Below are 13,122 nucleotides of genomic sequence, written 5' to 3'. Positions count from 1 at the left end.
AGCGGAATTCCCAGCAAAGACGACCTAATTTGTTTTATGTTCTTGGGGGTGAGAGTTTAGCAAAGTTGCGAATAGGGAGAAATAAGCAGACGTTAAAACCGGTTATTAATGGACGTGATATTTTTTATATGGGATTAGTAAAATCTATTAGCGGGTTGCGAGCGGTTTTCGCCAACCAAGCTGAGGCCGGGCGTCACCCGGCCTGTTTGTTTCTGGTGCCGAAGTTTCTACAATCCTTCTTCCGTCAGGTGATCGAGTTTTTTGATTTTCAAGTAAGCGGAATGTACCGCGCGTCTGACGCGTTCCTCGGTTTCCAGGCGTTCCTGACCGGACATGTAGAAAGACATGTCGATATCATAACGGATGTAGCGGGGAGGAAGGTGGTTCAACGCAATGCAGGCCATATCGGCAAGTTGCTCATTGTTTAAATCTCTTTCGGTATAGTTCTCGGCGATTTCGTTGAATACCAGGCGATCATAATAATTGTGGACGGAATCGAATTCCATAATAAACTCCTGCATTGAGTGAGTTTTCACTATACATAAATTCCGGGCACAAAAAAAGCACCCGGCAAAGGCTTTGCACGGGTGCTTTTCATAAAAGCAGCCTGACTTGTTTTAACGCAAGTTTGCTCGATTAAGCGTTTTCGCGGCTCACGGCGCGATGGCCGATATCGGTACGGTAATACACTTCATTCCACTGGACTTTAGCCACGCCTTCGTAAGCGCGTTTCTGCGCGGCGGTGACGTTCTCACCCAATGCGGTGACACACAATACGCGACCGCCGGCGGTGATGACTTCACCTTGGGCGTTCAGTTTAGTACCTGCATGGAAAACTTTCAGGTCGTCGGCATTGACGTTATCCAAACCGGAGATCACATCGCCTTTGCGGTAATCGTCGGCCGGGTAGCCGCCGGCTGCCATGACCACGCCCAACGCGGCGCGCTCGTCCCAGTTGGCGCTGACCGTATCAAGCTTACCGTCAACGGCGGCCAGGCACAGTTCAACCAGGTCGGATTGCAGGCGCATCATAATCGGCTGGGTTTCAGGATCGCCGAAACGGCAGTTGAATTCCAATACCTTCGGCGCGCCGCTTGAATCGATCATTACACCGGCATACAGGAAGCCGGTATAGGGCAGACCGTCTTTGGCCATGCCATCCACCGTCGGGCGGATGACTTCGCGCATAATGCGGTCGTGGATTTCAGGGGTAACCACTGGTGCCGGCGTGTAAGCGCCCATGCCGCCGGTGTTAGGGCCGGTATCGCCGTTGTTGCGGGCTTTGTGGTCTTGCGAGGTGGCCATCGGCAGAATGTTTTTGCCGTCAGCCATGACGATAAAGCTCGCTTCTTCACCCACCAAAAATTCTTCGATGACCACGCGCGCGCCGGCATCGCCGAACTTATTGCCGGCTAGCATGTCTTTAACCGCGTCGATCGCTTCCTGGTTGGTTTCAGCCAGAATCACACCTTTACCGGCCGCCAAACCATCGGCTTTAACGACGATAGGGGCGCCCATTTTCTCGATATAGGCCACCGCCGGTTCGATCTCTGTGAACACTGAATAAGCGGCTGTCGGGATATTGTGGCGCGCCAAGAAATCTTTAGAAAACGCTTTGGAACCTTCCAACTGCGCGGCATCTTTGTCTGGGCCGAAACACTTCAATCCGGCTGCCTTGAAGGCGTTGACCACACCCAACACCAGCGGCACTTCGGGGCCGACGATGGTGATCTCGATCTGGTTGTCCTGCGCGAATTTCACCAGGCCGGGTAGGTCGGTGACGGCGATATCGACGTTTTGCAGATTAGGCTCGATGGCCGTTCCGGCATTACCCGGCGCCACAAAAACCTGAGAAACCTTCGACGATTGCGCCGCTTTCCAAGCCAAGGCGTGCTCGCGCCCGCCACTACCAATAATTAATACTTTCATAATTTTCCTTTTGTTGAACCACAGAGACACCGAGGCACAGAGTTAAAGAGCAAATCGTTTGATGCCTTTAGTTAACACTGGAACATTGAAATTGATGAGTAATCCTTTCGGTTTATTTGTCAATTTCATATAGGTTAACAACTGTGCATGATGTATAGGCAATGTTTTTTCAACTGATTTGAGTTCAATAATAATTTCGTTCGAAACCATAAAATCTAAGCGATATTTAGAACCTAGGGGATTCCCTTTGTACGAGACGGGAAGTTCAGCTCTTTGTCGAATTGAATTCCCTGTAATAGAAATTCAACTGCGAGGGCTTCTTGGTAGATTGATTCCAAAAGCCCTGGTCCAAGTTGTTTATGAACTTCTATGGCACAGCCAATAATTTTATGAGTCAATGGATCTTGCGCTTGAATCAAAACTCTGTGCCTCTGTGTCTCTGTGGTTCAAGCACCCTTAATGGCGGAAATGACGCATTCCGGTGAACACCATTGCAATCCCATGTTCATCCGCTGCGTCGATGACTTCCTGATCGCGCATCGATCCGCCCGGATGGATCACCGCTGTGATTCCCGCAGCGGCTGCTGCGTCGATTCCGTCGCGGAACGGGAAGAAAGCGTCTGAGGCCATGACCGAACCTGGCACTTCCAAGCCTTCGTCAGCGGCTTTGATGCCGGCGATTTTGGCGGAGTACACGCGGCTCATCTGGCCTGCGCCCACGCCGATGGTCATGCCGTCTTTTACATAAACGATGGCGTTGGATTTGACGTATTTAGCGACTTTCCAGGCAAACATCAGATCCTGCATCTCTTTGTCGGTCGGCGCACGTTTCGACACTACTTTTAGGTCTTCAACAGCGACCGCACCCAAGTCGCGGTCTTGAACCAACAGGCCGCCGGTCACGCGCTTGAAGTCGTAAGCCGCTTGCTGCCCATTGAATTCACCGCAAGCCAATAAACGCACGTTCTGCTTGGCAGCCACGACGGCTTTGGCTTCTTCGGAAACCGTTGGGGCGATAATTACTTCGACAAACTGACGATCAACGATGGCTTTGGCGGTTTCAGCGTCCAGTTCACGGTTGAAGGCGATAATGCCGCCAAACGCCGAGGTTGGATCGGTTTTGTAAGCGCGGTCGTAAGCTTCAAACTGGTTTGAACCGATCGCCACACCGCAAGGGTTGGCGTGTTTGACGATAACGCAAGCCGTCTCGTCAAAGGTTTTAACCAGTTCCAACGCCGCGTCGGTATCGGCGATATTGTTGAAAGACAATTCCTTACCTTGGATTTGCGTGGCTGTCGAGATAGACGCTTCGCTCGGATTGCGCTCAGTATAGAACGCCGCCGCCTGATGCGGGTTTTCGCCGTAACGCATTGACTGCTTTTTAACGAATTGGGTGTTGAAGGTGCGTGGGAAGTTATCGCCGGCTTCGGTGTTGAACATTTTGCCGAAGTAGTTGGAGATCGCACCGTCATAACGCGCCGTCTGTTCAAACGTCTTGATGGCCAAGTCGAAACGGGTGGCATAAGACAGTTGCACGTCATTGGCTTTCAGCTCTTCCAAAATGCGGCTGTAATCGGCCGGATCAGTCACCACAGCGACATCATTGTGGTTTTTAGCGGCAGAACGCAACATGGTCGGTCCGCCGATATCGATGTTCTCGATGGCGTCTTCCAAACAGCAGTTTGGGTTGGCGACGGTCGCTTCAAACGGATACAGGTTGACGACGACCATGTCGATGGCTTCAATGCCGTGCTCGGCCATCACCGCGTCATCCTTGCCGCGACGCCCCAGCAGGCCGCCGTGAATTTTAGGGTGGAGGGTCTTAACACGTCCGTCCATCATTTCCGGAAAGCCGGTGTATTCGGACACTTCAGTGACAGGCAGGCCCGCTTCTGACAGCACTTTGTAAGTACCGCCGGTAGAAAGGATCGCGACATTCATCGCAGAAAGCGCTTGTGCAAATTCCAGGATGCCGGTTTTATCCGAAACGCTGATCAGCGCGCGGCGAACGGGTTTCATCATGTTAAATTTCTCCAAAAATAAAGCTAAAACTAAAATAAAACTGAAAAAAAGACGGTTAAATCAGATCGTATTGCTGCATCTTCTTGCGCAGGGTATTACGGTTAATGCCCAGAATCTGGGCACTTTTAGATTGATTATGTTCGGTTTTGTTGAGTACAAACTCAATCAACGGTTTTTCCACCTGTTGAATCACCAGATCGTACAAACCACAGCAAGATTCGTCCTGCAGGGTTTCGAAGTAGTTTTCCAGTGTCAGGGTGACTTGTTCGCTCAGAGAGTGTTCGTTTTTGCGGGTTGTCATAATCGTCAGGTGTCGTGTTAAACGGCGCGTTTGCCATGGGCAAAAAGCGCCTCAAGATAATCCAGTTGTGCTAACGGCGATGTTAGTCGGTTAAACCCCTGTCTAACCTCGGCTGCGCCCGTTTCAGGCGGCCAATTATGCAGAACGGCCAGGTGTTGGCTGTACCAGCCGATATGCTTGCGGGCGATGCGCACGCCAAGCTCGTCGCCGTAAAGCTGGTGCAGTCCGCGCGCGTGTTCCAGCATGGTATGCCGGAAGGCCGCTTGGTCAGGGCCTGCCAGTTTTTCACCTGTTGTAAGATAATGATTTATTTCACGAAATATCCACGGGTAGCCTTGCGCGGCGCGTCCGATCATTACCCCGTCAGCGGAGGTATATTCTAATACAAATTTGGCCTGTTCGGGGCTGTTAATGTCACCGTTCGCAATCACCGGAATCGACAAAGCCTGTTTGACTTCGCGAATGGTGTCGTATTCGGCGAGCCCGTTAAATTTGTCTGCGCGGGTACGGCCGTGAATGGTGACCGCCTGCAAGCCTTTTTCCTCGGCGATCCGGGCGATTTGCAAGGCGTTTTTGCTGTCGCGCTCCAGTCCGGTGCGGATTTTGACGGTCACGGGAACCTCCACCGCCGCGACCACCGCTTCGAAGATTTCCGCCACCTTGTCCGGATGCCCCATCAGGGCCGAACCGGCCGCCACGCTGCAGACCTTTTTGGCGGGGCAGCCCATATTCAGGTCGATGATCTGCGCGCCCTGCGATTGCTGCCAGGCGGCGGCTTCAGCCAGCTCAATGGGGTCAGTCCCCAAGAGCTGCACTGCCCGCGGTTCGGCTTCTTGCAAGGACGCATGGCGGGTCGAGGATTTTTTGGATTCCCACAGTTCCTTTTTGGAGGCGACCATTTCCGCCAGCGCATAGTCGGCGCCGTTTTCACGGCACAGATTGCGGAATACGGCATCGGTAATGCCGGCCATGGGGGCGAGCACGATATTGTGACGAAACTGATAGGGACCAATCTTAAGCATCTATTTTTTACCACAGAGGCACAGAGGCGCAGAGAAATAGAGAAAGTATGTCAAACCACTCTGTGACTCGGTGTCTCTGTGGTTCCATTAATTTTTAAAGCCGCTCAACAACGCCCACTCTTCTTTGGTCTGTAATGTATTCAGCTGAATGCCCAGGGTGGCGTAATGCGCTTGCAGTTCGGCGGCTTGGGTTTCCAGCAGGCCGGATAGCACCAACTGTCCGCCGGGTTTGAGCAAACGGTCGAATTCGGTGGAGAGTTCTTTCAGCGGGCCGGCAAGGATATTGGCCACCAGCAAATCGACCGGCTCGGAATCAAAGTCTTTGACCAGGGCAAAGTGGATGGATTCATGATTGCGCTCGGCATTTTGTTGGCTGGCCAGAATGGCTTGCGGGTCGATGTCCGTGCCGGAAACGGTTTGCGCGCCCAGCTTTTGTGCCGCCAGTGCCAGAATGCCCGAGCCGCAACCGTAGTCGATGACGTTTAATCCGCTGGGCGTGTGCTGATCCAGCCAGGTCAGACACAGGGCGGTGGTCGGATGGGTGCCGGTACCAAACGCCATGCCCGGATCAAGCATCAGGTTGACGGCGTCTTTTTCCGGCGGTTCGCTCCAGCTCGGTACAATCCATAGGCGGTCGCCGAAGCGCATCGGCTTGAACTGGTCCATCCAGGCGCGAATCCAATCCTTGTCTTCCAGCTGTTCGACCTTGTAGGCTTCCGCCGAAATCTGCGGTAGCATGGCTGTGACCGTGGCAATGACGTCGTTGGGATCCATTTCGGCATCAATCAGGCCGACGACTTTGGTGTTTTTCCACACTGGTGTGGTACCGAGTTCGGGTTCGTAGATCGGCTGGTCCTTGGCGTCTTCAAAAGTCACCGAGCAGGCGCCGGCTTCCATAAAGGCATCGGATAAGGTTTCCGCCAGATTCTCGTCAACGATGGTATTAATTTGTATCCAGGCCATGAGGGTTCTCGTGAAAAATTCGTGAATTATCCAAAAAGTAAAAAACCACATTGGCTTGCCGCAGTCTTTCAACTGCGGTGTTGCCGCTGTGGTTCAGCTAAACCGGTTGGTTTATAGGCTTACAGCAAATGCTCCAAACGGTGCTCCAGATAATGGATGTTCATGCCACCTTCGCGGAAACCATGATCGTTCATGATTTCACGCTGCAGATGGATGTTGCTGTCGATGCCCTTGATGACCATTTCCTGCAACGCCACGTCCATACGGGCGATGGCGGTGTTGCGATCCGGGCCGTAAGTGATCAGCTTGCCGATCATGGAGTCGTAGTTCGGCGGAATCGGATAACCGGTATAGATATGCGAATCCCAACGTACGCCCAAGCCGCCTGGCAGGTGCAAGCGCTCCAAGGTGCCGGGTGAAGGCATGAAGTTGCGCGCCGGGTTTTCGGCGTTGATACGGCACTCGATCGCATGACCGCGGATAATCACATCTTCCTGTTTGATGCTCAATGGCTGGCCCATGGCGATTTTGATCTGTTCTTTCACCAGGTCAATGCCGGTGACCTGTTCGGTCACAGGGTGTTCCACCTGCAGACGGGTGTTCATTTCAATGAAGTAGAACTCGCCGTTTTCATATAGGAACTCGAACGTGCCCGCGCCGCGGTAGTTGATTTCCAAACAGGCGTTGACGCAAGCCTGGCCGATTTTGGCGCGCTGTTCGGCAGTGATGCCTGGCGCCGGCGCTTCTTCGACCACTTTCTGGTGACGGCGCTGCATGGAGCAGTCACGTTCGCCCAGGTGAATCGCATGGCCTTGACCGTCGGACAACACTTGGATTTCGATGTGACGCGGGTTTTCCAGGAATTTTTCCATGTAAACTTCAGGGTTACCGAAGAAACTGCCGGCTTCCGATTTGGTCAACTGGACGGATTTCATCAGGCTGGCCTCGGTATGCACCACACGCATACCGCGTCCGCCACCGCCACCGGCGGCTTTGATAATCACCGGATAGCCGATCTCTTTGGCGATGCGCATATTCTCTTCGGCATCGTCGCCCAGAGGTCCGCCCGAGCCTGGAACAGTCGGTACGCCGGCCGCCTTCATGGCGCGGATGGCGGAAACCTTGTCACCCATAATGCGGATGGTGTCTGCTTTCGGGCCGATAAACACGAAACCGCTCTCTTCCACGCGTTCGGCAAAGTCGGCGTTTTCGGACAGGAAGCCGTAACCCGGGTGGATCGCTTCGGCGTCAGTGACTTCGGCGGCGGCGATAATCGCCGGAATGTTCAGGTAACTTTCTGAAGACGGGGCAGGGCCGATACAGACCGTTTCGTCCGCCAGCAAGACGTGTTTAAGGTTGGCGTCGACGGTAGAGTGTACCGCGACGGTTTTAATGCCCATCTCTTTACAGGCACGCAATACACGCAAGGCGATTTCGCCGCGGTTTGCGATAAGAATTTTTTCAATCATTCTGTCGATCCTTACTCGATGATGAACAGAACTTGGCCGTACTGAACAGGTTCGCCGTTCACACCCAGAATTTGCTTAACCGTACCGGCTACGTCTGATTCGATCGGGTTCATGATTTTCATGGCTTCGATGATACAAAGGGTGTCGCCAACGGCTACTTTATCACCCACTTTGACGAACGCTGGCGCGTTTGGAGACGGCGCTTCATAGTAGCTGCCCACCATTGGCGAGGTAACTTTATGACCGCTGACTTCTGCTGCGGCTGGCGCGGCTGCAGGTGCTGCACTGGCAGGCGCTGCTGGTGCTTCATAATAAGCTGGTGCTGCCGCCATCGCTGGGGCAGCAATCATCACTGGTTCTTTTGAACGGGTGATGCGAATATTGTGCTCGCCTTCTTTAATTTCAATTTCGGCAATGTCAGACTGCTCAACGATTTCAATCAGTTTACGAATCGAACGAATATCCATGTGTTTTCCTTTGATTATCTACCTGACCTTGTCAGGGTTTTAATGGTGATACGTGTAGGCAAACAACAGCGGTTTGCCCTGAATTTTTATTTGATTCTTTCCACCGCGGCCTGCAAAGCCAACTCGTAACCTTTGGGGCCCAGACCTGCGATCACGCCGACAGCAAGGTCGGAAAAGTAGGAGTGGGCTCTGAAAGGTTCGCGCTTGTGAATATTGGACAGGTGCACTTCAATGAATGGCAGATCGACTGCTGCAAGTGCATCACGAATCGCTACGCTGGTATGGGTAAACGCCGCCGGATTGATAATGATGAATTCGGTGCCGTCATCCATGGCTTCATGGATGCGTTCGATGATTTCATATTCGGCATTGCTCTGAAAACTGTGCAGGCGCACGCTGTATTCATCGGCCAGCAATTCAAGGTCTTCGATAATGTCGGCCAGGGTTTGACGGCCGTAGATTTCGGGTTCGCGTCTGCCGAGCATGTTGAGGTTAGGACCGTTGATGACGAGGATGCTTGCCATGGGGAAAATCCGTAGTGTTAGATTTAATAATTATAGCTGAAGTAAGGTTATAACACTATGATACTGGATTTAAAAAAGATAAAAAACGCCTGAAATGTCGTGTTCTGTTTTAAACGTCGTTAAACGGACAGTTGTGCGAGTTTTATTTATGCGGCCGCAAAAAATACTTTGCGAAAACTCAACAGGCCGGGTCTGGATTTTCAGACCCGGCCTGTCGGTTTTGCTTAGGGATAGGCTTTCAAAAGTGTGGCGTGGAAGTCGGCGGCATTTTTAAAGCCGACCACGCGCAGGTTTTTGTGTTCGTCGCCTTGTGCATTAAAGAATAGAATGGCCGGTGGGCCGATAATGCCGAACTGCTTCATCAAGGCTTTGTCGATGGCGTCGTTGGCGGTCACGTCTGCTTGCAGCAAGGTGACGTTTTTCAAGGCGGATTGTACGTTGGCATCGGTAAAGGTCAGCGCCTCCATCTCTTTGCAGCTTACGCACCAGTCCGCGTAAAAATCCAGCATGACCGGCTGACCTTTGGCCAGTTCGGCATTCAGGTCATCGATGCTTTTGATGGATTTGAACTGCAGGTGGCTTTGCTCGGCCTGTGCGCCGGCGCTTCCGCCCTGGAAGACCTTAAGTGGTTGCAGCAACTCTTTGCCGCCGCCCAAAAGGCCGATCAGAATCATCGCGCCGTACAGCGCCAGCACCAGGCCGAACCCTTTGAACAGCTTGAACCAGCCCGATTTTTGAGCGGTGCTTTCAAAGGCGCCCAGATAGACGGCAGAAATGATAAACAGCAAGGCCCAGGCCACGAGAATTAGCTCGACCGGCAGAATGCGTTCCGCCATCCAGATGGCGACACCGATCAGCATTACGCCGAACACGGCTTTGACGCTTTCCATCCAGCCGCCGGCGCGCGGCAGCAGTTTGCCGGCCGAAGTGCCTAGCAGCAGGAGGGGCAGGCCCATGCCCATGCTCATCGCAAACAGGGCGGTACCGCCCAGCAGGGCATCACCGGTCTGGCCGATGTAAATCAAGGCGCCGGCCAATGGCGGAGCCACGCAAGGGCCAACAATCAGCGCCGACAAAAAGCCCATGACTGCCACGCCGGTCAGTGTGCCGCCTTGCTGTTTGTTGGAAAGCATGGTGATTTTGGACTGCAGGCTGCTGGGTAGCTGCAGTTCATAGAAACCGAACATCGACAGGGCAAGCAGCACAAAAATGGCGCTGAAGGTGCCGATAATCCACGGATTCTGGAAGGCGGCTTGCAGGTTTTCGCCAAACAGTCCCGCCAACACGCCGGCTACGGTGTAGGTGACCGACATCGCCAAAACATATACCAATGACATTACAAAGGCGCGGCGTGTGGTCAGTTGGTCGCCCTGACCGACAATGATGCTCGACAGAATCGGAATCATCGGGAACACGCAAGGCGTAAAGGCCAATAACAGACCGAATACAAAGAAAGTGGCGATGACAATCCACACGCTGCTGTTTTTAAGGGTGTCGGTAATCTGGTCGGTTTCGGAGAGGTTGCCCGCTGCGGTGTTGTCAGACCCGGCCTGTTGAGTTTGTGCGGCCGTATTTTGCGTTTGGATGTCCGCCGCGTTGATGGTCACGGTTTTATGGATTGGCGGGTAGCATACGCCTGCGGCAGCCGAACAGCCCTGGAATTCGAATTCGACGGTGGCTTGGCCTTGAATGGCGCTAACCGGCAAGGTTGCTTGGAACTGGCCGTGGTAAACGTCGGTTTTGCCAAAAAGCGGGTCGTCGATGGTTTCCGCTTGTGGCAGTTGCAGTGCGCCCAGTGTGACATCGCCCGACGTCACTTTGGTTTTGATTTTGTCGCGGTAGAGGTGGTAGTCGTGGGCGATGTTCCAGTTGGCCACCAGTTGGCCGTTGACGATGTCGGTGGTGAATTGGAAGGCCTGGTCGGCATCCAGCAATTCAGGTTCGCCGCTATTGGCTTCCAGTAGTTGGTTCAGGCCGCTCAGAGAGTTGAAGGGGGCGGCCTGTTCGGATTTTACTTCGGCTTGAGGCAAAGCCAGGGTGAATTCACGCGTTTGCGGCGGGTAGCACACGCCGATTTTGCTGGCACAGCCTTGGTATTTTACGGTGAGTTTGGTTTCACTGGCCTCGCCTTGGTAGGGGATTTTCAGGATGGCGGCATGTTCAAAGATTTCGCTTTTACCAAAAAGCGGATCGTCCACCTGTTTGGCTTTGGAGTAGTTGATGCTGCCCAGTGTGACATTGTTGGCATTGACGCTGATTTTGTCTTTATAGAGTTTGTAGTCGTTGGCGATGTTCCATTCGACCACAATTTGGCCATTTGCAATCTGCGGGGTGTTCAATTTAAAGGCGTCATCCACCGATAGCAGATCATCCGCGTGCGCCATCCAGGCGGTTAAGGAGAGCAATAGCCCGACGAGCATTAGATTGAGCGTTTTAATCCCGCGCATACACAAAACCCTTTTTATATTGAGGTTGGTTTTATCCGATGAAGTGCGCCGAAATGGGCGGCTGGTCATCAAGTCTTTTTAATCCAAATAATCAAGTGATTCTATACCAGTTTGGGTTTTGGCTGGGAGTTTTAGTTGTCGAAAAGTCAGGGTTTTTCAAGGTTTGTACCTGTGGGGTTGAGAGTGTTAAGCGTGGTACAATCGCGCAACGATAATGAGATTTCAATTAAAGCGTTGGGGCTGAAATGGCAAAAGTGTTTTTGATTTTGTTTGTATTGATTCCGTTGGCGGAGTTGTATGTGTTGATTCAGGTGGGTGGTGTGATTGGTGCGCTACCCACGGTGTTGTTGACGGTGTTTACTGCAGTTGCCGGCTTTCTGTTGATGCGTAGCCAGGGAATGAGTACTTTGCAGCAGGCGCAGATTGCCATGGCGCAGGGCGAAGCGCCGCAAATGGCGATGATGGAGGGCGTGTTTATTTTTCTGGGCGGCGTGCTGTTACTGTTGCCGGGGCTGATGACGGATACGTTGGGACTGCTGTTTTTGATCCCGTTTGTGCGCCGGGCGCTGATTCGTCAAACCATGAAAGGTTTTGCCGTAAAAGGGCATTATCGTTACCAGAATAGTCAGGGCGACACTTTTGAAGGCGAATGGCGTGAAGCGGAACCCAAAAAGCCGCAAAGTTTATCGCACCGTGAGCCGCTTGAAGGTGAAGTGTTGGACGATAAAAAGTAGCTTTTGATGTTGCCAATTAAAAAGCCCGCGAATGCGGGCTTTGTTTTTTGCGGTTTCTTTTGAGTCGCCGATGAATTGACCACGGGCGAATTAACCGATGAGTTCGGCGTAACCGTCCTGATAAGTCGGATATTTGAATTTATAACCCGTGGCGCGGATTTTGGCATTGGACAGGCGCTTGTTGCTGCGCTGCATACGGCTGTTTTCGGTGGGCTCGATGTGTTCGATATAACCCACATTCAGTTGTTCGGCCAGCCATTCATAAACCTCGCATGACAGCGTGGGCTGGTCGTCCACACCGATATACAACGGCTCGACCTGGGTGGCGTCCTGTTCGTTCATGTTTAGCAGGTGCATCATAATGCCCACGCAATCCGCCGAGTGAATGCGGTTGCTGTACACATCTTCCATGCAGTGCGCCTTGCCTTGCATGACCAGTTCAATCAAATGGGTGCGTCCGGGGCCGTAAATGCCGCCAAAGCGGATAATGGTTGTGGGAACGGTGGCTTCGCGCACCAGTTCCTCGCCTTCCAGCAGGCGTTTGGTCGAGAAGTTGTTGCCGATGGTCGGGCTCTCCTCGGTGACTTTTTCGCCGTCGCTTTGACCGAATACCGATGAGCTGGAAATAAAGAAAAAGCGCTTGATGTTTTGGCCTTGCAGGGCTTTAAGCGTGTGTTTGACGCCCGCAACATAAGCCTGATAGTAAGCCGCGTCTTTGTGTTTGCCGGCCGAAGCGGTATAGAACACATAGTCGATGTTCTGCGGCAGTGGCAGGGTAGGATTGGTCAGGTCGGCCTCGATGGGTTCAATGCCTTCCGGAATGCAGTCGATATTGCGACGCAAACCATACACTTTATGACCTTGCTCGGCCAGCGCCAAACCTAGATCACAGCCGATTCCGCCACATCCTACAATTAAAACATTTGCCATAAAATTTGCCTCGGTTAATTTCGGCATAGTATGCACAAAATAGTTGTAACAAAAAAGATGGGGGTTGTAAAAAAATATAATGGGATTTCGCGGGTGAAATACCCGGCCTGTTGAGTTTTTTGAACGGAAATTTGGTGAGATTTTGCGTGAGTGGCGGAAACAAAAAAACCGCCCGTTGTGAAGTGATCCCCAAATGTTGGACACCAACTTTGGGGGTTTTTCATTTCCAAATACAGTCGCAATACAAAAGTCACCATAGCAAAGCGCTATCTTCAGGGCGAAAATTCTACCGCTCTCTCAACACTCACCGGCAT

The 13,122-nt window shown here is 52.5% G+C and carries 12 protein-coding genes and 1 pseudogene; 1 reads left to right on the top strand and 12 read right to left on the bottom strand.

Annotated features, from left to right (window positions below; genetic code table 11):
* Positions 1-227 precede the first annotated feature (227 nt).
* From HZ297_RS10910 to HZ297_RS10860, 11 genes and pseudogenes are all read right to left on the bottom strand, one after another.
* A complete protein-coding gene (locus tag HZ297_RS10910; protein ID WP_178863680.1) occupies positions 228-506 on the bottom strand; it encodes a late competence development ComFB family protein in 279 nt (92 codons plus the stop codon).
* Between the two features lie 130 nt (positions 507-636).
* Positions 637-1,929, bottom strand: a complete 1,293-nt coding sequence (gene purD, locus HZ297_RS10905; RefSeq protein WP_178863678.1) for a phosphoribosylamine--glycine ligase — start codon at positions 1,927-1,929, stop codon at positions 637-639.
* 42 nt (positions 1,930-1,971) lie between these two features.
* A pseudogene (locus HZ297_RS12215) lies at positions 1,972-2,327 on the bottom strand (GxxExxY protein).
* A gap of 58 nt (positions 2,328-2,385) precedes the next feature.
* Positions 2,386-3,948 (bottom strand): bifunctional phosphoribosylaminoimidazolecarboxamide formyltransferase/IMP cyclohydrolase, encoded by a 1,563-nt coding sequence (purH, locus tag HZ297_RS10895; RefSeq protein ID WP_178863729.1) that lies wholly within the window; start codon positions 3,946-3,948, stop codon positions 2,386-2,388.
* Between the two features lie 58 nt (positions 3,949-4,006).
* Positions 4,007-4,252 (bottom strand): helix-turn-helix domain-containing protein, encoded by a 246-nt coding sequence (locus HZ297_RS12125; RefSeq protein WP_178863676.1) that lies wholly within the window; start codon positions 4,250-4,252, stop codon positions 4,007-4,009.
* 17 nt (positions 4,253-4,269) lie between these two features.
* Entirely contained in the window at positions 4,270-5,274 is a 1,005-nt protein-coding gene (gene dusB, locus HZ297_RS10885; RefSeq protein ID WP_178863674.1) for a tRNA dihydrouridine synthase DusB, read from the bottom strand.
* A gap of 87 nt (positions 5,275-5,361) precedes the next feature.
* A complete protein-coding gene (gene prmA, locus HZ297_RS10880; protein WP_178863672.1) occupies positions 5,362-6,237 on the bottom strand; it encodes a 50S ribosomal protein L11 methyltransferase in 876 nt (291 codons plus the stop codon).
* A gap of 119 nt (positions 6,238-6,356) precedes the next feature.
* Positions 6,357-7,706, bottom strand: coding sequence for an acetyl-CoA carboxylase biotin carboxylase subunit (gene accC / locus HZ297_RS10875; RefSeq protein WP_178863670.1), 1,350 nt, complete (start codon positions 7,704-7,706; stop codon positions 6,357-6,359).
* 11 nt (positions 7,707-7,717) lie between these two features.
* Positions 7,718-8,173, bottom strand: a complete 456-nt coding sequence (accB, locus tag HZ297_RS10870; RefSeq protein ID WP_178863669.1) for an acetyl-CoA carboxylase biotin carboxyl carrier protein — start codon at positions 8,171-8,173, stop codon at positions 7,718-7,720.
* Positions 8,174-8,259: 86 nt separating this feature from the next.
* The gene (gene aroQ / locus HZ297_RS10865) at positions 8,260-8,697 is read right to left on the bottom strand and encodes a type II 3-dehydroquinate dehydratase (protein WP_178863667.1); all 438 of its coding nucleotides are present in this window, start codon (positions 8,695-8,697) and stop codon (positions 8,260-8,262) included.
* Positions 8,698-8,921: 224 nt separating this feature from the next.
* Positions 8,922-11,144 carry a protein-disulfide reductase DsbD gene (locus tag HZ297_RS10860; protein WP_178863665.1) on the bottom strand — a complete coding sequence of 741 codons (2,223 nt, stop codon included), beginning with the start codon at positions 11,142-11,144 and terminating at the stop codon, positions 8,922-8,924.
* A gap of 245 nt (positions 11,145-11,389) precedes the next feature.
* On the opposite strand from HZ297_RS10860, the gene HZ297_RS10855 reads away from it, so the two are divergent.
* The gene (locus tag HZ297_RS10855) at positions 11,390-11,878 is read left to right on the top strand and encodes an FxsA family protein (protein ID WP_178863663.1); all 489 of its coding nucleotides are present in this window, start codon (positions 11,390-11,392) and stop codon (positions 11,876-11,878) included.
* A 90-nt stretch (positions 11,879-11,968) separates the two neighbouring features.
* Here the strand turns inward: HZ297_RS10855 and HZ297_RS10850 are convergent, their stop codons facing one another.
* Entirely contained in the window at positions 11,969-12,808 is an 840-nt protein-coding gene (locus HZ297_RS10850; protein WP_178863661.1) for an NAD-dependent epimerase/dehydratase family protein, read from the bottom strand.
* Positions 12,809-13,122 lie beyond the last annotated feature (314 nt).

Source organism: Thiomicrorhabdus cannonii (assembly GCF_013391695.1).
In the GTDB taxonomy this organism is placed as follows: Bacteria; Pseudomonadota; Gammaproteobacteria; order Thiomicrospirales; family Thiomicrospiraceae; genus Thiomicrorhabdus; species Thiomicrorhabdus cannonii.
Note: the sequence above shows the minus strand (reverse complement) of the source record. Positions and strands in the feature narration are given on the sequence as shown.

Coding starts and splice junctions, on each gene's coding strand:
- purD (WP_178863678.1), bottom strand. CDS start 1,929: ATGAAAGTATTAATTATTGGTAGTGGCGGGCGCGAGCACGCCTTGGCT.
- HZ297_RS10850 (WP_178863661.1), bottom strand. CDS start 12,808: ATGGCAAATGTTTTAATTGTAGGATGTGGCGGAATCGGCTGTGATCTA.
- purH (WP_178863729.1), bottom strand. CDS start 3,948: ATGAAACCCGTTCGCCGCGCGCTGATCAGCGTTTCGGATAAAACCGGC.
- HZ297_RS10855 (WP_178863663.1), top strand. CDS start 11,390: ATGGCAAAAGTGTTTTTGATTTTGTTTGTATTGATTCCGTTGGCGGAG.
- HZ297_RS10910 (WP_178863680.1), bottom strand. CDS start 506: ATGGAATTCGATTCCGTCCACAATTATTATGATCGCCTGGTATTCAAC.
- HZ297_RS10860 (WP_178863665.1), bottom strand. CDS start 11,144: ATGCGCGGGATTAAAACGCTCAATCTAATGCTCGTCGGGCTATTGCTC.
- accB (WP_178863669.1), bottom strand. CDS start 8,173: ATGGATATTCGTTCGATTCGTAAACTGATTGAAATCGTTGAGCAGTCT.
- dusB (WP_178863674.1), bottom strand. CDS start 5,274: ATGCTTAAGATTGGTCCCTATCAGTTTCGTCACAATATCGTGCTCGCC.
- accC (WP_178863670.1), bottom strand. CDS start 7,706: ATGATTGAAAAAATTCTTATCGCAAACCGCGGCGAAATCGCCTTGCGT.
- prmA (WP_178863672.1), bottom strand. CDS start 6,237: ATGGCCTGGATACAAATTAATACCATCGTTGACGAGAATCTGGCGGAA.
- aroQ (WP_178863667.1), bottom strand. CDS start 8,697: ATGGCAAGCATCCTCGTCATCAACGGTCCTAACCTCAACATGCTCGGC.
- HZ297_RS12125 (WP_178863676.1), bottom strand. CDS start 4,252: ATGACAACCCGCAAAAACGAACACTCTCTGAGCGAACAAGTCACCCTG.